The sequence below is a fragment of the Maribacter caenipelagi genome, from assembly GCF_004364175.1.
Classification (GTDB): Bacteria; Bacteroidota; Bacteroidia; order Flavobacteriales; family Flavobacteriaceae; genus Maribacter; species Maribacter caenipelagi.
Genome location: NZ_SNZW01000013.1, coordinates 276,318 through 296,129, shown reverse-complemented (window position 1 = coordinate 296,129; position 19,812 = coordinate 276,318). Strand labels below are relative to the sequence as shown.

Here is a 19,812-nt window from a genome sequence, read left to right as displayed (position 1 = left end):
TACAATGAGTTCAAACAGAAGAAATTTTATTAAGAAAACGGCCCTTGGTGCAGTAGGCGCTACAATAGCAAGTACTACCGCAAATGCTATGTCTGCAAAGAGCTATTCTAAAATAATAGGTGCAAACGATAGAATTCATGTTGCTATTCAAGGTTTAGGAAGAAGATATGGCGCTTACATACCTGCCATAGCACACAAGAAAAACAATGTTGAGCTATCTTACCTATGTGATGTCATGAAAAGTCAGCGCGATAAAGCCGCATCTGAAGTAGCGTCTAAAATTGGCAACAAACCAACTTTGGAAAATGACATTCGTAAAGTATTGGATGATAAAAATGTTGATGCCGTATTTATGGCAACTCCTGATCATTGGCATGCACCAGGTGCATGTATGGCAATGCAAGCCGGAAAACATGTGTACTTAGAAAAACCATGTAGCCATAACCCACGTGAAGGGGAATTAGTGGTAGCTTATCAGAAAAAATTCGATAAAGTAGTTCAAATGGGTAACCAACAAAGGTCTGCCCTTGAATCTCAAGAAATAATAAAGGACATACATAACGGCGTAATAGGCGATGTGTACAAGGCAACCGCTTTCTACATTAGCGGTAGAGGCCGCGTTCCCCACCAAACCAAAGCAAACCCACCAGAAGGTTTAGACTGGGACCTTTTTCAAGGTCCGGCACCTAGAAGAGCGTATACAGATAATACGTGGGACTACAATTGGCACTGGTACGGTTGGGATTATGGTACTGCAGAAATGGGGAATAATGCTACCCATGAACTCGATATTGCCCGTTGGGCATTGGGAGTTACCTACCCTGAATATGTTTCTGTTGATGCCGGTAAATTTCATTACAAAGATGACGGCTGGGAAATGTACGATACCATGGAGGCAACTTTCAAATTTGCCGGAAATAAAACGATAAAATGGGATGGAAATAGTAGAACCGGCTATCATAAATATGGTAATAAATATGGTAGAGGAACTATAGTTTCGGGATCTGAGGGCACAGCATACATAGATCGTGGTGGCTATAAGTTATTTGATCAAAAAGGAGGTTTGATCAAAGAAAATTTGTCATCTGGTGAAGAAGCAGGTACGGCACTTGGCGGCGGCGGCGATATGTCTACCTTACACACTGTCAATTTCTTTGATGCCATTAGAGGAAAGGCTGAGTTAACCTCACCCATAGATGAAGGTGCTATTAGCCAAATGCTAACACATTATGCCAATATTGCTTCTAGAATAGATGATTCATTTGAAATTGATGAGACTACAGGACGCATTTTTAATAGAGAAGCTATGAAATTATGGTCTAGGGAATATGAACCAGGTTGGGAAATCAAAGATATCTAGTTCAATTAATTTACCTTAGTACATTAAACAAAATAATACTACAAACATGGCGTTGGTACGGGCAAAATGATCCGGTATCATTATCAGATATAAAATAAGCAGGTGCGACAGGTATTGTAAGCGCATTACATCATATTCCAAATGGTGTTGTATGGTCTGTAGAAGAAATAATGGAGCGTAAAACTATAATTGAAGCATCGGGCTTAGTATGGTCTGTTGTAGAAAGTGTTCCTATCCACGAACGGATCAAGACCCAAAATGGTGATTATAAGACTTACTACGAAAATTATAAACAAACACTATCCAATTTAGGCGAATGTGGTATTGATACTATTTGCTATAACTTTATGCCGGTACTGGATTGGACCGGAACGAATTTAGATTTTGAAATAGAAGACGGTTCTACAGCTCTTAGATTTGAAGCCGATGCATTTGCAGCCTTTGAATTATATTTACTAAAAAGACCAGTTGCAGAAAACACTTATACAGACGCTCAGAAATCTGCCGCTAAAACATATTTTGAACAACTTACCGAGGAAGGAAAAAAGAAATTAATAAGCAATATTATTGCCGGGTCACCTGGGGCTGAAGAAAGATACTCATTAGAAGAGTTCAATACAATTTTAACTACTTATGATAAAATCGGACCGAATGAATTGAAGAATAGTTTATTCGAGTTTTTATCGGAAATTATTTCGGTTGCGGAAAAATCGGGTATACCTTTGTGTAATCATCCAGATGAGCCACCTTTCCCTATTTTAGGTGTACCACGCGTTGTAAGCACAGAGCAAGACATCGTTGATTTAGATAAAGCAGTGGATAGCCCAAAAAACGGATTAACTTTCTGTACAGGTTCATTTGGTGTTCGACCAGATAATAATTTACCTGGAATGGTAGAACGTCTGGAAAATCGAATTCATTTTATCCATTTATGTAGCACACAACGTGATGCTGATGGAAATTTTCATGAGGTCAACCATTTAGAGGGAGATGTTGACATGTATGCTGTTATGAAAGCTTTGATCAAAGAGCAGGATAAAAGAAAAGCCTCTGGCCGTAAAGATACCAGAATGCCTTTACGCCCTGATCACCGACACAAAATGCTAGATGACCTTAGAAAAAAAACCAACCCAGGGTATTCCGGTATTGGTAGACTAAGAGGTTTAGCCGAATTAAGGGGCTTGGAAATGGGGATCAGAAAAAGTTTGAAATAGCGCTATCTTTATTTCTCATCTAACGCTTGTAATTCAGGTTCGGTGAATTCCATTCCCGTTGCTGACTTTACATTCCTTAATTCACCAATTCGTTCTTCGCTTAATCTTTTGGATCGATCAGAAAAAGCATTGGTAACGTATGATATAATATTGGCAATATCTTGATCGCTTATTGTTTCATTTCTAATAAGTCCGGGCATTGCCAAATTTATATCATACCGTTTTCCGTTTACATGAACAGGACCTTCTAACCCGTGTAAAATAATTAACGCCAAACGTTCTCTATTTTTTACGTGTTCCGATTTCATAAGTGGTGGTGCCAGCCCATCTATACCCTTTCCATCTGCTCCATGGCACGATGCACAGATTTGAAAGAACATTTTAGACCCGCTAGTACGTGTATCTTCAAGAATTACTTCGCGCGTATAGATAGCGTTCATTCTGTCTTCTTTTTTATTGGCTAATGTTTTTTCCAGCTTTTCAATAAAAGGGGTGTTTTCAAAATTTTTCGTTACGCTACCATCATTCAACAAAATGGAATCAGCTTCGGCTATACTACTTAAAATGGCATCGGTAACCGTAGTATTTTTTTTCCTTCGTTTAAGAATTGTAATAAGTAAAGGTTTAAATTTTTCTTTATCGAGTACTATCCAGTGACCAAGTGTATTTGCCAAATACACATCTAGACCTACATCATTTCTGTTTAAAACTTCAGTAAAGAGGTTGTTTGCCTGTTCAATAGAATTCACACTTATAAAATCTTTTGATAATACTAGGGCATGTGAAGCAACCTGAGGTTCACTTTTATTACCAACATCGGCAAGAAAATCGAAGGACAATTCATTCCAACCTTCAAGCACATACAATGCATGAATTTGACTTAATGGCTTTTCTGTATTCAATGCAAGCTCTTTTACTTCATCAATTACAGCATTAAATTTTTTAAAGATTAAATAATGCTGGGCACGGTCGCGAACCCAACCATTATCGTTCAATAACAACTTTACCAATTCACTACCGTTCAAACTATTAAAGTCTGGTGTAGCATTCACTTCAGCATTTTCACGGGATACTTTTAAGATTCTTCCAAAATTTACAATAGTATCCAATTCTTTTGCTTTCGCATTATCCCTTAAATACGGACTCATATAAGCATAATGACCAATCATACCCCTATGCATATCAACAACATACATATTTCCATCAGGTCCATTTTTTAAGCTTACCGGTCTAAAGCCTTCATCTGTAGACGTAATAAATTCTTTCTTTTGCCAAGCTTGTTGTGCAATGGTAGAGTCTCCAGTAAAATTTAATAGCACTCGCTTAATTAAATTCCCTTCAGGAATACAGACAAAAACATTTTCGTCATAAGATTCGGTAAACTTGCCACCTCTATAAACCAACGGACTACAAGCAGCAGTAGCATTAACTAAAATACTATCTGCATTTAACACTCCCTTTGCGTACCCCCTATTTACAGATCCTGCAAAAGCCGGATACACTCTTTGATCATTGGTAAGAAGTTTATCAACACTAGCGTTAGGTGTAAAATACTTATTTTCTATTACGGTATTAGGCAACATATAATCTCCCAACAAAATTCTGGAATTGTCATTGTAATATAGCCTTCCAAAATTATCATGGGTAATACCCCATTGCCCTCTAAAGGTTGTAGGCTCTTTTTTCCATACCCCATCAATTCTTCTATACCTAAAATTGGACTTAGCATTGTAAATCCAGTTATCAATATTCAATTCCAATCCATTAGGTTGATGCTCTGGGTTTCCTTCAACCGCATATATAGAATCGACCATAACTTTGTTTACCGGTTTATCGTCTTCTATATCAACAAACCATAAATACGGAGGCTCAGCATATAGCAAACCACCATAAACGTGCGCTAATGCACGAGGCATCACCAAGCTATCCATAAAAATTTTGGAATGATCCGCAATTCCGTCTTCATCCAAATCTTCAAGAATTACAATACTACCAGTTGGATCTTCTTCACCAGAACCTTGTAAATCGTTCATATAACCGGGCATTTGAGCTACCCAAATTCTACCCTTTGCATCAAAATCTATAGCAACTGGGGCCTTCATTAATGGTTCTGCTGCTAATACCTTTAAATTAAAGCCTTCTTCAATAGTATAAGGCTCTAAAGAAACCTCGGTTTCCTTATGATCGGACTGACATGAAATTAATATGAAAGATGAAATTAGAAGTATAAAAAAAGTAACGCGCATGGGGGTAAATTGTGTAAATAGAGAACTATTAAATGTAAAAATATTTTCATAAAATAATGGTAAACTATGAAATTTGGAGACCGCTTCTAATGCCCATTTCCAATCCTGATAGCTGTGCCAAACCGATAGCTCTGCCAATTAGTGAGTAGCCTGAATAAAAATCATTTTGACGCTTCTTATCATCTAGTAAGACATGTCCATGGTCTGGTCTCATAGGAATCCTCACCACTCCTTTTTCATTATCGTATCTCATTTTTTGTTGTCTTACGATTGCCTTCATCACCTCATCAATAGGCACTGAACCAGTTAAATGATCTGCTTCATAAAAACTACCGTCTAATGAACAAGAAACATTTCTAAGATGAATAAAATGAATTTTATCACCAAAATCTTCAATTATCTTTATTAAATCATTCTTTGACGAGGCGCCTAAAGACCCAGAACAAAATGTGAGTCCGTTACTGGGAGAAGGACAACATTCTAATAAGAATTTTATTTCCTCGTAATTAGACACTATTCTAGGTACCCCAAAAACGGAGAATGGCGGATCATCAGGATGAATTGCCATACGTACACCTAATTTTTCTGCTTGGGGAATAATTGCATTTAAAAAATAGGATAAATTTTCTTGTAACTGTTTTTTACTGATTTTTAAAACCTTAGCATGATTAGATTTAAAAGTATCTAACTCAATCAATTTTCTTGACCCTGGCATGCCTGCTAATATGGCATCTTCAAGCTTTTGTCTTTGGGTACCATCCAATTCATCAAAATAAGATTTAGCAGCAAGATATATTTCGGAAGAATATGATTCTCTAGCATTCTCCCTTGCTAGAATAAATAAGTCAAAAGCAGCAGCTGCAATAGGATTGTATTTTAGGGCAGATGCACCAGTAGGTAATTCAAAATCTAAATCTGTACGAGTCCAATCTATTAATTGCATGAAATTATAACATATATCATAGATTCCGTTTGCTGCCAGGTTTGTTATTGTTTGAATATACTTTTCAATATAATCATCTCTATCATCATAGCCATATTTTATTGACGTATGAATATTGACACTTTCTACTACAGACCATTCCATACCGTGAGATTCAATTTCTGATTTCAATGTAGCAATGGTCTCCGACGACCACACCTCACCAAGTGGAACAGTTTGGCAGGCAGTCACTATACCTTCTACCCCAAGTTGTTTTATTTCAGCTAACGACACTCCGAAATCTGGTCCAAACCAGCGAAAGGTCTTTTTTAGATACTCCATAATAATTAGTAGTCAATATTTTAGTTTGGACAAAACTCTTTAAAATTAGATAATCGATTACAAAAAAGATAAAACTTAAAGGTGTTTAAACTATTTCAAATATTAAAAATAAGCATCTTATACCCCTGAGAAAGAACTAAAACCACCATCAACATCAAAAATACTACCCGTTACGAAGCTTGAAGCATCACTTAAAAGATAATGTACCATACCATTAAGCTCAGAAGCGTTACCGAATCTTCCCATTGGAGTATTCTTAATAATACTGTTTCCCCTTTCAGTAAAAGATCCATCTTCATTAGTTAATAAACGTCTATTTTGATTTCCAATAAAAAAACCAGGGGCAACGGCATTCACCCTTATTTTATCGCCATGTTTAGAAGCTAATTCATTGGCCATCCATTTCGTAAAAATATCAACGGCACTTTTAGCCATTGAATATCCAAGCACTCTAGATATGGTTTGTTTAGCAGCCATTGAAGAAATATTTACTATAGACCCAAAACCTTGCTCTACCATTAATTCGCTCAAAACAACTGTAGGTATTACGGTACCGAATAAATTTATATCAACCACCTTTCGCGTGTCATCCATAGAAATATCCCTTACCGTTTGATCTGGCTTTAAAGTAGCACCCGGTAAATTACCACCCGCAAGATTTACTAGTCCGTCAAGGTGTTTGAAATCTTCTTTGATTTTGTTTTTTAAATCAATAAGCTCACTTTCATCCATGACATCAACTTTGAAAATGAACGTACTATTTGCCACAAGTGCATTCAAGTCTTTCTGCTTATCCTTTAATTTATCTTCCGACCTTCCTAGCAATAAAACTTTAGCACCGTTCTCCACCAAGTATTGGGCAATTGAACCACCTAAGGTTCCTGTTCCGCCAGAAAGGGCGTAATTTTTATCTTTTAAGGATAATAATTCGTTCATTTTTCAGTATTTATATAATTGAAATTAAGATTTAAATAACAATAACAGGCTATTTGATTAGACCATATATATTCTGCTGCCAAGTTAAGAGAATTATGAAAAACTATCTCTAACCTTACACGTTTATAACAATTACTTTCGGTATTTTTCTCCATAAACATGATTGCCCGACTATTTAAGAGCTATTATCAATTTTTGAGTCTCTAAAATGTCAAAAAAGGACCAACCTTATTTTTAGTATGATGAAGAAACTTCAATTATAACATTGAAATACAACCTTTAAGTAGCTCATATTATCAGAATGATAAAACTTAAGACCAACCCATAATTATCACAAATTTACAAGAGGATATCTATTGCGCCCCTTTAACTTTGCAAGGACAATTTTGGACTGTGAAGAAGGCAATTTTATTTATGATCATTAGTACGTTTTCATTTAGTCTTATGAACTCGTTCGTTAAATACCTAAACCACTTTCCAACATTTGAAATTGTGTTCTTCAGAACTATTGGGTCATTAATCTTAGGAACATCCTACATATTAATCAAGAAAATTCCAATATTAGGTAACAATCGTAGATTTATGATATTTAGAGCCCTTGCGGGCCTAACGGCTATGAGTTTGTTCTTTATGTCATTGAAGTATTTACCTGTCGGCACTGCAGTTTCATTACGATATCTAGCACCTATATATGCTGCAATCTTTGCTGTTTTCTTACTCAAAGAAAAACTAAAACCCTTTCAATGGTTTCTATTTTTATTTGCCTTTGCAGGAGTTCTAGTTTTAAAAGGATTTGATAGTAATATTAATACCATTGGTCTACTTCTAGTCTTAGCAGCATCCGTGTTTAGTGGGCTGGTTTATGTTTTAATCAGAAAAATAGGCAATAGCGATCACCCATTGGTAATCGTCAACTATTTTATGTTTACCGGTACAGTCATCGGTGGTATTTTGAGTATTAATAACTGGATAACCCCAAAAGGTGTAGATTGGTTATTACTACTAAGCTTGGGGGTATTCGGATTTTTTGGACAAGTATTTATGACCAAAGCCTTTCAAATTGCTAAAACCAATTTGGTAGCACCCTTAAAATATATCGAGGTCATTTTTACCATTTCGGTAGGTATTTTCTGGTTTGGAGATATTTACTCGCTATGGAGCCTTTTAGGCATTGTAATGATATTGGTAGCACTTATTACCAATGTCATCGTTGGAAAAAAATAATTACCCCCAGATATACACATAAAAAATGCCGATATCAATATACCGGCAGCTTATAGTTATGGTTAGAAATTTCTATTACTTGCTGGCAGTCTCTTGCTCTGCCAAGCTATTGTTTACATCTATCAAAGAATTAACAATAACCGTATTGACCTCATCTTGAATTTCATCAGAATAATTAAAATAATAGATAGCAGCAAATAGTAATGCAAATGCAATAAGAAAATTTGCAATCATCTTAGAATCTAAAAATATCTCATTATTATCCATATCAGCAAGGTTTCAAATCTCATATGAAAATAGAAATTAGATTACTAATTAACAAATTTTTAAGAAATAAATTTTTCCGATAATTTGCTCTCAATAAATGAGTTAGGTTTTTAAAGGCTCCGTTATTCTTTGAAATTAACTTATAATTAACTGATTCACATATATTTAACACCTTTTAGAGCTAAATTCTCTAGTGATAAGGATAAACTATACTACACAATCATTATACCTTTGACGTGAAGAAATTATTATAATAACTTATAAAATTTAGAACTAATGAAAATTTTAAAATCAATAACATTCGCAACTCTATTATTCTTAGCTGTTGGCGTAAATGCACAAAGTACAAAGGACAAAAAAATCATTAAGGATGCTGACCAAGCAAAAGAAAAATTAATGACAATGGAAGTCGGTTTAGACCAATTTTTCAATAACTCTGCAGGGTATGTAATATTCCCCAATGTTGGAAAAGGAGGATTTATCATCGGCGGAGCATCAGGTAATGGTGTTGTTTATGTAAATGGGACCATTATAGGTATGGCAGATTTGAAAAAATTAAGTGTTGGTCTACAAGCAGGTGGACAAGCAATTACAGAGGTGATATTTTTTGAAACTGCAAATGATTTAGCCGAATTCAAAGAAGGTGATTTTGAATTTTCTGCGGAAGCTTCTGCCGTTGCCTTAAAATCTGGTATTGCAGTAAATGCAAAGTATAAAGATGGTGTAGCCGTATTCGCTTTACCAAAAGCAGGATTAATGGCAGATGCATCAGTTGGTGGACAAAAATTTGATTTCAAGCCAATGATGAAATAATTCATTTCATTTTAGAAACTATAAAAGCCACCCATTGGGTGGCTTTTATAGTTTTTCATTTATCCGTTCGCGGTAAACCCTGGATAACAGGTCATACCACCATCTACAAAAATAGTGGTACCATTTATATATTCAGATTCATCGGAAGCCAACCAACTAGCTACACTACCAATATCATCTGGCACGCCGATTTGTTTATAAGGTATTAATTTTAGCATACCATCTCTACCTTCTTGCGTACTCCAAACATCTTTATTGATATCTGTTTTTATAGCACCCGGTGCGATGGAGTTACATCTAATTCTATCTGGACCGTATTCTTGACAAATGGTCTGCATCAACATGACCAACCCTCCTTTAGAAGCAGCATAATTAGCATGCCCAGCCCAAGGTATAACCTCGTGCACCGAGCTCATATGAATTAATTTTCCCAGTGACCTTGAAATCTCGGGGCGCATTCCCCTTCTCTTAAATTCTATAATAGCCTCCTTTGCACATAAAAATTGACCGGTAAGATTTACATCAATTACCCGTTGCCAATCTGATAAGGGCATTTCATGTAACGGATGGTCTAATTGCAGACCTGCATTTGCTACGCAAACATCTACGGTTCCAAATTCTGATATTGCTTTTTTGAACATATCCTTAACATCATTCTCTTTGCTAACATCACATTTAACAACAATTGCATCTCCACATTCAGAATTATTATTGATCCAATGCGCCACTTCTTCGGCTTCTTCTTTACTACTATGATAATTCACGACAATGTTGGAACCTTCCAATCCCATTGCTTTGGCTACAGCTTCACCGATACCGTCGCTAGATCCGGTTATAATACACGTTTGCCCCTCTAATCTTTTATTTGGTTTTTGCATAAAGTTCTTTTTTAGATACATAAATGTATTCTGTAACTTCAGTTTTAATTATCTCAAAACCTAAAATTACTAACACGAGATATCATTTAAAAATTACAACTTAGAAATGGAAAATTTGATTCAAGCATACGAATTATTTCCCGTTGAAGAATATCATAACACCAATTACAATAAGAACGATAAAAATTGATACGGCAATATCTACCCAATTATAGCTACTCTTATTTTTGTTTTTTTCTTCTTCGGTTATGGTACCAAAAGTAAGGTTGGTTATTTGCTGTTTATTTGGTACTTCCGTCAGTAAACTTACTACCACCAAAAAGATTAAACAGAATAAGAAAAACCAGGCACCAAAAGTCAAGAAATTCATATCTCCTAAATAGTACAACATACTATTAGCATCAAAATTATCTTTGAGCAACTCTAACGCAATTCTGAAAAAGGCAACTACAATACCCATAATCAATGTTGCAAAAGCACCCGTAGCATTAATTCGTTTATAAAAGATTCCCAACAGAAACACCGCAGTAATAGGTGGGGCTATATACGATTGTACACTTTGTAAATATTCATATAAAACCCCCGAAATGTTTGCCATAATTGGTATCCAGATAATACCGATAATCACAACAAAAACAGTTGCAATCTGACCTGTTCTAACCAATTTTTTCTCTGGGGCATTTGGTCTTAATTTTTTATAAACATCAACCGTAAACAACGTAGAACATGAATTAAAAACCGAAGCCAATGAGCTCATTAAAGCAGCCAATAATCCTGCAGCTACAAGTCCGCGTAAACCAGAAGGCAATAGATTACTCATTAAAACAGGGAAAGCCTGATCAGCACTCTCCCACTCCAATTCACCCCTCATTTTTAATGTCAATGCAATTACACCGGGTATCAAGAATAAAAACACCGGTAATAACTTTAATAATGCACCGAAAATGGTACCTCTACGACCTTCTTTAATATTCTTAGCCGTTAATGTACGCTGAACAATATACTGATCAGTACACCAATACCAAATACCAACAATAGTACTTGTAATGAATAATGAGGGCCACGGAAAATCGGGGTCTGTTGCCGGTCTCAACATATTAAAATATTCAGGACCCAAGGTATCTACCATGCTTCCCCATCCACCAACTTTGTCTAAACCTATAAATGTCAATACCGCTGCACCGACCACCAATAAAATAGCTTGCAATGTTTCTGTGTAAACTACAGCACGCATTCCCCCTAGCACCGTATAAATACCGGTTAGTACTACCGTAGCGATCGCACCTGTCCAAAAATCAATACCTAATAAGGCAGATACAACAACGCCCCCTGCATAAATAGTTACCGATATTTTGGTAAGTACATAGGCTACAATTGAAAATATCGATAAAACCCATCTTGATCTTGCGTCAAAACGTTTCTCTAAAAACTCTGGCATAGTAAATACACCGCTTCGAGCATAAAAAGGGAGAAATACCCATCCTAACATTAATACTATCCAGGCATGAATTTCATAAATCAGTAAGGGGAGTTTATTGCTTGCTCCCGTACCTGCCAAACCAACTACATGTTCAGAACCAATATTCGATGCAAAAATAGATGCCCCGACAACGAACCAACCGACATTTCTACCGGCAAGAAAATAATCTTCAGTATTATCTTCCTTTTTACTTATTACCCATACGGCGACTCCTACTAATAATAAAAAGTAAAGAGCTATACTGATCCAGTCGTAATTATCTAATTGTTGCATTTGGTAGGTTGATTGGTTTGAATTGGATTAATTTATTCAACAGAGAACTTTTAAGTTGTTTTGGTGCTATATTTTTCTCCTGGCTCTAAGGTAGTGCTAGGAAATTGAGGTTGGTTAGGCGAATCGGGGTAATGCTGAGTTTTAAAACAGAATCTGCTTCTCTTGGCAAACGTACCACCACCTGGTACGGATAAGGTACCGTTTAAAAAGTTACCTGTATAAAATTGCATACCAGGTTGGTCGGTTAAAACCTCCATCATGCGCCCAGACTTGGGGTGGCGAGCTTTTGCGACAGAACGATATCCTTTATCTTCGTTATTAAGTACCCAACAATAATCGTAACCAGCTCTTAATTTAATCTGCTCATTATGGACATTGATCGCATTACCTACCAACTTAGCATTTCTAAAATCGAAAGGAGTGTCTTCTACTGAAGCCAAATCGCCTACTGGTATAAGTATTGCATCAACTGGCACAAATTCATTTGCGTCGATTTCAACTTCATGATCTACAATTGTTTGAGAGAAATTTCCAGATAAATTAAAATAAGAATGTTGCGTTAAATTGACAATAGTTGTTTTATCTGTTGTGGCTTCATATAGAATATCTAAACTATTATTACTTTTTAATGTATAGGTAACGGTAGTTTTTAAATTCCCAAGAAAACCCTCTTCCATATCTTTACTTAGAAAACTTAATTTTAAAGAGACAAACGAATCTGATTCTTTTACCTCATCAACTTTCCAAACAACCTTATCAAACCCTTTTAATCCTCCGTGTAAAGAATTTTCTCCATTGTTTATAGCCAAGGTATATTCCGTATCGTTTAAAGCAAATTTTCCTTTTGCAATTCTGTTTCCATAACGACCTACCAAAGCTCCGAAAAAAGGGTTCTCTTTTTCACACTGTTCTAAGTTGTCAAAACCTAAGGCCACGTTTTCCATTCTTCCATCTGAATCGGGAGTAATTATTTCTGTTATTATACCTCCATAAGTAATAATACTTACTTCTCTACCACTTAAATTTCGCAATCTAAATTCCGATACATCTTCGTTAGCTGTTGTACTACCATAACTGTTTTTCTCGATTTGCGTCATACTATCCTTTTCTGTAGTGACCTTTTTTTGATATTTTCATTACAAGCTAAACATATTGTCAAAACAATATAAATCATTAACGAAAAAGCAGTGTGTTTTGCTAATCTCATAATATTTTTTGCTTAGTGGCATTTTAAATATATCGATAAACTTTATTTTAACCTAACTACATTTAATTCTACACTCTAGATTATAAAAAGCTTGTTCGAAACATTTTTAAATAATTTTAAAGCCATTATCCACTACTTGAAATAAATTAAATTAACACTTTAAGAGTAGTCTTAAAATTTGCTCCACTTTGTATTTCACACTTACTGACGCAACATCATTAAAGAAATTTGCTTAGTTAATATTCCACAAAACACACGTTTAAAAACACTAACATATTTAATAATAGGTAACTATATAAAAATAGTGCGCAAACCTTTTCGTATTTAAAACAATTTTATTTCATTCAATCTTATTAATTTAGGCATGCAAAAATTAAGGAATGGTTTTGAATAATTATCGCAAAGAAGACAAAGTCTTACTTGCTGTAGATTGTATTATATTCTGATTTTATCAAGAAGAATTAAAAATATCGTTCAAAGAGATTTTGAACCAGCCAAAGGAGAATGGTCGTTAATAGGCAGGTTTCTTAAAAAAGAGGGAAATTTAGATAAAGTAGCAAAAAGAATTCTTAGGCACTTAACGAGACTGAATAATATTTATATAGAGCAGGTTCACTCATATTCTAAACTAAATCGTGATCCCGAAGAAAGAACCATATCTATATCTTACTATGCAATTATAGACATTGCAAATCACTGTAAAGATCTTTTAAAGCAAAACCCCATTAAGTGGTTTGACCTTAAAGACATGCCTAAATTAATTTTTGATTGTAAATAAGATATGGTGAAAGGTGTTCTTACTTTATTACGTAATAGAATATCAAAAAGACCTATAAGGTTCGAACTTTTACCTGAATAATTTACCATGCGCCAACTTCAAAAAATGTACAAAGCAATTTTAGATACTGAGTTGGACAAAAGATATTTCATCAACAAATTTAATTCTTTTGATTATTTAAAGAAAACGAATGAGAAAGATATGAGTTCATCAAAAAAAGGAGTTTTTCTATTCGAGGTCGATGAAGATAAATATCAAAAGAAGGTTGAAGAAGGATTTTGGTTTAAAATTTAATACCTCTCTAATTTTTAATCTGTTTACAGATACCTTATAATTCAATAATCGTAAATTTGCCCTACACTTTTCTATGAGCAAGAAAGCCACCATTTATGATATTGCAAAAGAGCTGAAAATTACTGCTGCTACAGTATCGAGGGCCTTAAACAATAACCCAAAAATAAGTGAGAAGACTCGCGAACTCGTACAGGCAACTGCAACAAAGTTAAACTACAAACAAAATAAACTTGCACTAGCTTTAAAAAGTGGAAAAAGCAAGAATATTGGGGTTGTTGTACCCTATATCAACAGAATTTTTTTTTCATCTGTAATTAGAGGAATCGAAGATGAGCTTTACCCTAAAGGTTACCACGTTATTATTGCACAGACTCATGACAATAAGGAAAAAGAGTTAAAAATTTTACAAAATCTTTTAAATGAACAAGTCGATGGTATTTTAATTTCATCTTCATATTCAAATAACGAAAAACACAAACTTGACTACCTTGTTAAAAAAAATACCCCTTTCATTTTTTTTGACAGAAAGTTAAACTTTCCAAACATTAGTTCGGTTACCCTTAATGATTATCAAGGAGGTTATGATGCCACCAAACATTTAATTGAACAGGGTTGCATGAGAATTGCCCATTTTCTAGTAGACCAAGAACTTGAACTATATAAAAACCGATTTAAAGGCTATAAGGATGCTTTGGAAAAAAGCGGACTTCCATTTTTACCCGAATATGTAGTTACATTAAAAAGTGATATAGAAGCTGGGAGAGAAGCTGCTAAAACTATAATGAAACTACCGCTACCACCAGATGCCATATTTTCCTCTACCGATTATGGATTACTAGGTGCCGTTCAATATTTAAACGAACTTTCGGTTAAAATCCCTGATGATTTTTGTGTAGTCGGATTTAGTAATGCCCCTTTCACTCAATTTTTAGAAACATCAATCAGTTCAGTAGACCAATCACCTGTTGAAATGGGAAAAACAGCTGCTAAAGTATTCTTGGAACAGATTGAAAATGAACAAACTGTAAAAATTTGCAAGAATGTAGTTCTACCGGCTAAACTGATTGTTAGAAAATCGTCAGGCAAGATAAATTAGATACATAATTAAAATTTCTCCTATATATCTACGGTCCCAATTAAGCTTTTAACCAAAAAAGCGCATTTCTACAAATTAAATAAACTAGGCAACCACAAACTCAATTGCGGAATATAAGTAACCAAAAAAAGCGCGATTATCATTGCAATAAACAAGGGCAACAACGGTTTAAAAACTTTCTCTATGGTCGTTTTAGCTATTCCGACACCAACGAATAACACAGAGCCAACGGGAGGAGTACATAAACCGATACAAAGGTTTAATACCATGATGATACCAAAATGCACAGGATCAAGCCCTAATTTGGTTACGACCGGTAAGAATATTGGTGTAAAAATCAAGACAGCGGGGGTCATATCCATAAAAATACCTACAAACAATAATAGTAAGTTGATAATCAAAAGAATGACAATCTTGTTATCACTTAAACTTAGGAGTCCGGAACTAATGTCTTGCGGAATGTTTTCATAAGACAACGCCCAAGACATACACATAGATGAACCGATAAGTAACATTACTATAGCCGTGGTAGCAGAAGAATCTAATAATATTTGAGGCAATTTAGGCAAGGTGATTTCCTTGTAAACAAAACCTAAAACCAAACTATATAGTACCGCTATAGCAGAAGCTTCAGTAGCGGTAAAAATCCCCGTAACAATACCTCCAATAACTACAACTAGCATAAACAGACTAGGTAAGGCATCTATAAATGTTTTACCTACTTCTTTTAGACTGCTGCGCTTACCTACTTTATATTTCTTTTTTTTTGCCCAGAACGCTGCGACAATCATAAGAAATAATCCCGTCATAATTCCAGGAATATATCCTGCTAAGAATAACGCCGCTATAGATGCGCCGCCACTTGCCAAAGAGTAAACAATCAATACATTACTCGGTGGAATTATTAATCCTGTGGTAGCCGAAGTTATATTTACTGCAGCACCAAATTCTTTAGAATATCCTTCTTTTTCCATTTCAGGACCTAAAATACTTCCCATTGCAGATGCAGATGCCATAGCGGATCCTGCAATCGCCCCCATTAACATAGCAGCTATGACGTTTATTAAAGCTAATCCGCCAGGAAAGGAACCTACCAATGTCTTTGCAAAAGCGATAAGTCTATGGGCTATACCTCCCTTATTCATGAGCTCGCCTGATAATACAAAAAATGGAATTGCCAACAGGGCAAAACTATCCAGACCTGTCGCCATACGCTGAGAAACAGTTGTAAAGGCGGGCATTGCAGGTATACTCACCAACATGGTCAGCAAAGATGAAATCGCTATGCTCCAAGCAACAGGTGTACCAATAGATAACAAACAGATAAAGCTTAGTACTAAAACTAGAATAGGTAGATGCTCCATCATGAGTTAATATTTTTTAGGTCAGATATTTTGTAATACATTATCAACAAGCCACTAATAGGAATTATAAAATAAACTAGTGCCAATGGCAATTGTAGTGCCGGTGATTGTTGCCCTAGAACATAAGAGATATACACTAGTCTTGACCCACCTATCACAAAGGCAAAAAAGACAAATAGTATAATTAATAAGGTTACGATTATCTTCAATGTTTTCTGTGTTTTCTTATTCTGCCGTAACGGCAAAATATCAATAGCAACATGTAAATTTAGCCCTGATACATATGCAGCCCCAAGAACTCCGATCCAAATCATAAGATAACGAGCCAGCTCATCTGTAAATGAGCTAGGGTTACCAGTTACATATCTTGTAAATACTTGCCATAGTACATTTATGACCATAACAGACATAATCAATACCAATGTCTTGCCCAAAACGGAATCTATTTTGTTACGCATAGTAATTAGTTGGTTTCTTGTATTTGTATGATAAGCGAATACATTTCTTTATCCTCTTTATATCCTTCAAATATGCCTTCTACTTTTTCTGCAAAAAGTGTTTTATCTGGCCTTATGATTTGCACACCTGCTTTTTGCACTTCTCGCAAGGCTTCCGCCTCTGCTTCCGCCCAAAGAATACGTTGATACTTAACCGATTTTTTTACAGATTCATTCAACCATTTTTGTTCTTGCTCGGTCAGTTTATCATAAACATAAGTACCTATCAATAGAACATCTGGTAGTACGGTATGTTCATCTAAAGAATAGTATTTACAAACTTCATAATGTCTGGATAGGTAAAAACTGGGCGGATTGTTTTCTGCGCCGTCTACTACACCTTGTTGTAAAGAAGTATACAACTCTCCCCATGAAATCGGTGTAGGAGAACCACCTAAAGCCTTTACCATATTTACAGCAGTGGCGCTTTCCATTACACGTATTTTTTCACCGACCAAATCCTCTGGTTTTTCAATAGGCTTGTTCATGGTATAAAAACTACGACTACCGGCATCATAATAACCTAAGCCTTTTAACCAATATTTCTCACCTTCGTTCAACAACTTTTCACCAATTGGTCCGTCCAGCACATCAAAAGAATGTTGACGATCTCTAAAAAGAAAAGGTAGCCCTAGAACTTTCATTTTAGGTGCAAAATTCTCTAAAACTCCCACTGAAACCTTGGTCATATCTAAACTCCCAATTTGCAATAGCTCTAAACATTCTCTCTCGGTACCTAATTGTTGACTAGGGTAAATTTCAAGTTTTAATTTACCCCCAGATCGTGCTAACAAATCTTCACCCATTTTAACCATTGCTTTGTGTACAGAATGGCTAACATCTAGACCATGACCTAGTCGCAACGTCTTTGCCTCGGTCTGTATTTCACAACTTAAAAAGGTTACGACCACGGTAAAGAGCGATAGTATTTTTATTCTTTTCATAATATTAGTTTGAAAGGTCATAGTTTACCTAAAATTTTAAATCAACAACCTCAACCTTTGGTTTCGCGATATGTTTCTGAACATATATTCTATATTTCAAGGCAAGTCTCGGAGAATTAAACCCACTACGAGGGATTAAAATTTGAAATATTCTTTTGCATTATTATAACTAATATCCTGAATTATTTTCCCCACCAATTCAAAATCTTGCGGTAATTCTCCTCGCTGCATTTCCTGCCCAAAAAGGTTGCAAACAATTCTTCTAAAATACTCATGTCTTGGGTAAGAAAGAAATGATCTTGAATCTGTCAGCATTCCAATAAAACAGCTAATCAAACCCATATTAGACAATGCATTCAACTGTTTTGTCATTCCGTCTTTTTGATCCATAAACCACCAACCAGAACCAAACTGCATTTTACCTTTTACCTTACCATCGTTATAGTTACCGATCATCGTCGCCAATACTTCATTATCTGCGGGGTTAAGATTGTATAAAATAGTTTTCGTGAGCTTGTCTTTTGAATCTAAGGCATTTAAAAAGCTTGAAAGTGTTCTTGCTTGAGAATAATCTCCTATAGAATCCCAACCAGTATCCGGACCTAAAATACGAGTCATTCTGGCATTATTATTTCGTAATGCACCTAAATGAAATTGTTGTATCCATCCCCGAGAATGGTACTGCTCACAAAGAAATAACAATATAGCTGTTTGAAATTTTTCATCTTCTTCTAAAGACAATTGTTTTCTTTCTGTCCTCTTTTGAAAAATGTTTTCAATCTCAGCATCGGTAAATACTCTAAACGGAACATAGCTTAAACCATGATCGGATAATGTACAACCATTTTCAGCAAAATAATCTAAACGTACAGAAAGCGCATCGCACAAAGACTTATAAGAATCGATGTTTACATTACTAACAGTTGAAAGTTTTTCTAAATACTCTAGATACGTATCGTTAGTAATAAAAATAGCCTTATCTGGTCTAAAGGCGGTACTTACATTTACATTGAATTCGCTATTCTTAATTTTAACGTGATGATCTAAGCTATCAATAGGATCCTCTGTAGTGCAAATAACCTCAACATTCATTTTATTAATTAAACTTTGACAGCTATACTCTGATGTTTGAAGTTTTGCTGTTGCTTTGTCATAAATATCGCTCGCAGTGTCTTCATTTAATAACAAATCGATATCAAAATAGCGTTGCAGTTCTAGATGCGTCCAATGATATAACGGATTTCTTAATGTATAGGGTACAGCCTTACCCCATTCAAGAAATTTCTCTTTATCTGGTGCGTTGCCGGTAATAAATTTTTCATCAATACCAAAGGTTCGCATCGCACGCCATTTATAATGGTCACCATCATTCCAAATTTTAGTTAGGTTCTCGAACTGACGATTATTTGCAATCTCATTAGGCGGTAGATGACAATGGTAATCTATAATTGGCATTTGAGAAGCATAATCATGATAGAGCCTTTGCGCAAATTTATTTTCTAAAAGAAAATCACTAGTTATAAAGGTTTTATTTTTTATCATAACATTATAGATCATTTGTAATTTGATACTTTCTAATTCGATACTACTTATCACTATTCATGAAATATAGATAACATTTTACTCCGATCGTTATAAAAATTGAACCAAAAACACACATTCAAATCAACATTTAAA

The 19,812-nt window shown here is 35.2% G+C and carries 17 protein-coding genes and 1 pseudogene; 7 read left to right on the top strand and 11 right to left on the bottom strand.

The window, feature by feature from the left end; all coding sequences use genetic code 11:
• Nucleotides 1-4: 4 nt before the first annotated feature.
• Nucleotides 5-1,360 (top strand): Gfo/Idh/MocA family protein, encoded by a 1,356-nt coding sequence (locus DFQ03_RS06185; protein ID WP_133672297.1) that lies wholly within the window; start codon nucleotides 5-7, stop codon nucleotides 1,358-1,360.
• Nucleotides 1,361-1,395: 35 nt separating this feature from the next.
• Nucleotides 1,396-2,574 (top strand): annotated as a pseudogene (uxuA, locus tag DFQ03_RS06180) (mannonate dehydratase).
• Nucleotides 2,575-2,582: 8 nt separating this feature from the next.
• On the opposite strand, the gene DFQ03_RS06175 reads toward uxuA (DFQ03_RS06180), so the two are convergent.
• The 3 genes from DFQ03_RS06175 to DFQ03_RS06165 form a co-directional block, all read right to left on the bottom strand.
• The gene (locus tag DFQ03_RS06175; RefSeq protein WP_133672296.1) at nucleotides 2,583-4,820 is read right to left on the bottom strand and encodes a DUF7133 domain-containing protein; all 2,238 of its coding nucleotides are present in this window, start codon (nucleotides 4,818-4,820) and stop codon (nucleotides 2,583-2,585) included.
• 64 nt (nucleotides 4,821-4,884) lie between these two features.
• Nucleotides 4,885-6,084: a mannonate dehydratase gene (gene uxuA / locus DFQ03_RS06170; RefSeq protein ID WP_133672295.1), complete on the bottom strand. Its 1,200-nt coding sequence runs from the start codon at nucleotides 6,082-6,084 to the stop codon at nucleotides 4,885-4,887.
• A gap of 117 nt (nucleotides 6,085-6,201) precedes the next feature.
• The gene (locus tag DFQ03_RS06165) at nucleotides 6,202-7,020 is read right to left on the bottom strand and encodes an SDR family oxidoreductase (RefSeq protein ID WP_133672294.1); all 819 of its coding nucleotides are present in this window, start codon (nucleotides 7,018-7,020) and stop codon (nucleotides 6,202-6,204) included.
• Nucleotides 7,021-7,413: 393 nt separating this feature from the next.
• On the opposite strand from DFQ03_RS06165, the gene DFQ03_RS06160 reads away from it, so the two are divergent.
• On the top strand, nucleotides 7,414-8,244 hold the full coding sequence (locus DFQ03_RS06160; RefSeq protein WP_262711555.1) for a DMT family transporter: 831 nt from the start codon (nucleotides 7,414-7,416) through the stop codon (nucleotides 8,242-8,244).
• Nucleotides 8,245-8,319: 75 nt separating this feature from the next.
• Here DFQ03_RS06160 and DFQ03_RS06155 read toward each other — a convergent pair whose 3' ends face one another.
• Complete coding sequence (locus DFQ03_RS06155; RefSeq protein ID WP_133672293.1) at nucleotides 8,320-8,511, bottom strand: hypothetical protein; 192 nt, start codon at nucleotides 8,509-8,511, stop codon at nucleotides 8,320-8,322.
• A 276-nt stretch (nucleotides 8,512-8,787) separates the two neighbouring features.
• Here DFQ03_RS06155 and DFQ03_RS06150 point away from each other — a divergent pair, with 276 nt between their 5' ends.
• Nucleotides 8,788-9,324 carry a lipid-binding SYLF domain-containing protein gene (locus tag DFQ03_RS06150; RefSeq protein WP_133672292.1) on the top strand — a complete coding sequence of 179 codons (537 nt, stop codon included), beginning with the start codon at nucleotides 8,788-8,790 and terminating at the stop codon, nucleotides 9,322-9,324.
• Nucleotides 9,325-9,383: 59 nt separating this feature from the next.
• Here DFQ03_RS06150 and DFQ03_RS06145 read toward each other — a convergent pair whose 3' ends face one another.
• From DFQ03_RS06145 to DFQ03_RS06135, 3 genes are all read right to left on the bottom strand, one after another.
• Entirely contained in the window at nucleotides 9,384-10,202 is an 819-nt protein-coding gene (locus DFQ03_RS06145) for an SDR family oxidoreductase (protein WP_133672291.1), read from the bottom strand.
• Nucleotides 10,203-10,335: 133 nt separating this feature from the next.
• Entirely contained in the window at nucleotides 10,336-11,955 is a 1,620-nt protein-coding gene (locus DFQ03_RS06140; protein ID WP_133672290.1) for a sodium:solute symporter, read from the bottom strand.
• Between the two features lie 50 nt (nucleotides 11,956-12,005).
• Nucleotides 12,006-13,052: an aldose epimerase family protein gene (locus tag DFQ03_RS06135; protein ID WP_133672289.1), complete on the bottom strand. Its 1,047-nt coding sequence runs from the start codon at nucleotides 13,050-13,052 to the stop codon at nucleotides 12,006-12,008.
• A gap of 540 nt (nucleotides 13,053-13,592) precedes the next feature.
• On the opposite strand from DFQ03_RS06135, the gene DFQ03_RS19190 reads away from it, so the two are divergent.
• The 3 genes from DFQ03_RS19190 to DFQ03_RS06125 all read left to right on the top strand — a co-directional run bounded on the left by DFQ03_RS19190 (nucleotide 13,593) and on the right by DFQ03_RS06125 (nucleotide 15,330).
• Complete coding sequence (locus DFQ03_RS19190; RefSeq protein ID WP_317128164.1) at nucleotides 13,593-13,940, top strand: NUDIX hydrolase; 348 nt, start codon at nucleotides 13,593-13,595, stop codon at nucleotides 13,938-13,940.
• Between the two features lie 87 nt (nucleotides 13,941-14,027).
• On the top strand, nucleotides 14,028-14,234 hold the full coding sequence (locus DFQ03_RS19185) for an NrtR DNA-binding winged helix domain-containing protein (protein WP_317128163.1): 207 nt from the start codon (nucleotides 14,028-14,030) through the stop codon (nucleotides 14,232-14,234).
• Between the two features lie 73 nt (nucleotides 14,235-14,307).
• Entirely contained in the window at nucleotides 14,308-15,330 is a 1,023-nt protein-coding gene (locus DFQ03_RS06125) for a LacI family DNA-binding transcriptional regulator (protein WP_133672288.1), read from the top strand.
• Between the two features lie 68 nt (nucleotides 15,331-15,398).
• On the opposite strand, the gene DFQ03_RS06120 is transcribed toward DFQ03_RS06125, so the two are convergent.
• The 4 genes from DFQ03_RS06120 to uxaC all read right to left on the bottom strand — a co-directional run bounded on the left by DFQ03_RS06120 (nucleotide 15,399) and on the right by uxaC (nucleotide 19,677).
• The gene (locus DFQ03_RS06120; RefSeq protein ID WP_133672633.1) at nucleotides 15,399-16,694 is read right to left on the bottom strand and encodes a TRAP transporter large permease; all 1,296 of its coding nucleotides are present in this window, start codon (nucleotides 16,692-16,694) and stop codon (nucleotides 15,399-15,401) included.
• On the bottom strand, nucleotides 16,694-17,152 hold the full coding sequence (locus DFQ03_RS06115; protein WP_243834435.1) for a TRAP transporter small permease: 459 nt from the start codon (nucleotides 17,150-17,152) through the stop codon (nucleotides 16,694-16,696). The genes DFQ03_RS06120 and DFQ03_RS06115 overlap by 1 nt, the downstream gene beginning before the upstream one ends.
• Nucleotides 17,153-17,157: 5 nt before the next feature.
• The gene (locus tag DFQ03_RS06110) at nucleotides 17,158-18,135 is read right to left on the bottom strand and encodes a TRAP transporter substrate-binding protein (protein ID WP_133672287.1); all 978 of its coding nucleotides are present in this window, start codon (nucleotides 18,133-18,135) and stop codon (nucleotides 17,158-17,160) included.
• A 135-nt stretch (nucleotides 18,136-18,270) separates the two neighbouring features.
• On the bottom strand, nucleotides 18,271-19,677 hold the full coding sequence (uxaC, locus tag DFQ03_RS06105; RefSeq protein WP_133672286.1) for a glucuronate isomerase: 1,407 nt from the start codon (nucleotides 19,675-19,677) through the stop codon (nucleotides 18,271-18,273).
• Nucleotides 19,678-19,812: the final 135 nt, after the last annotated feature.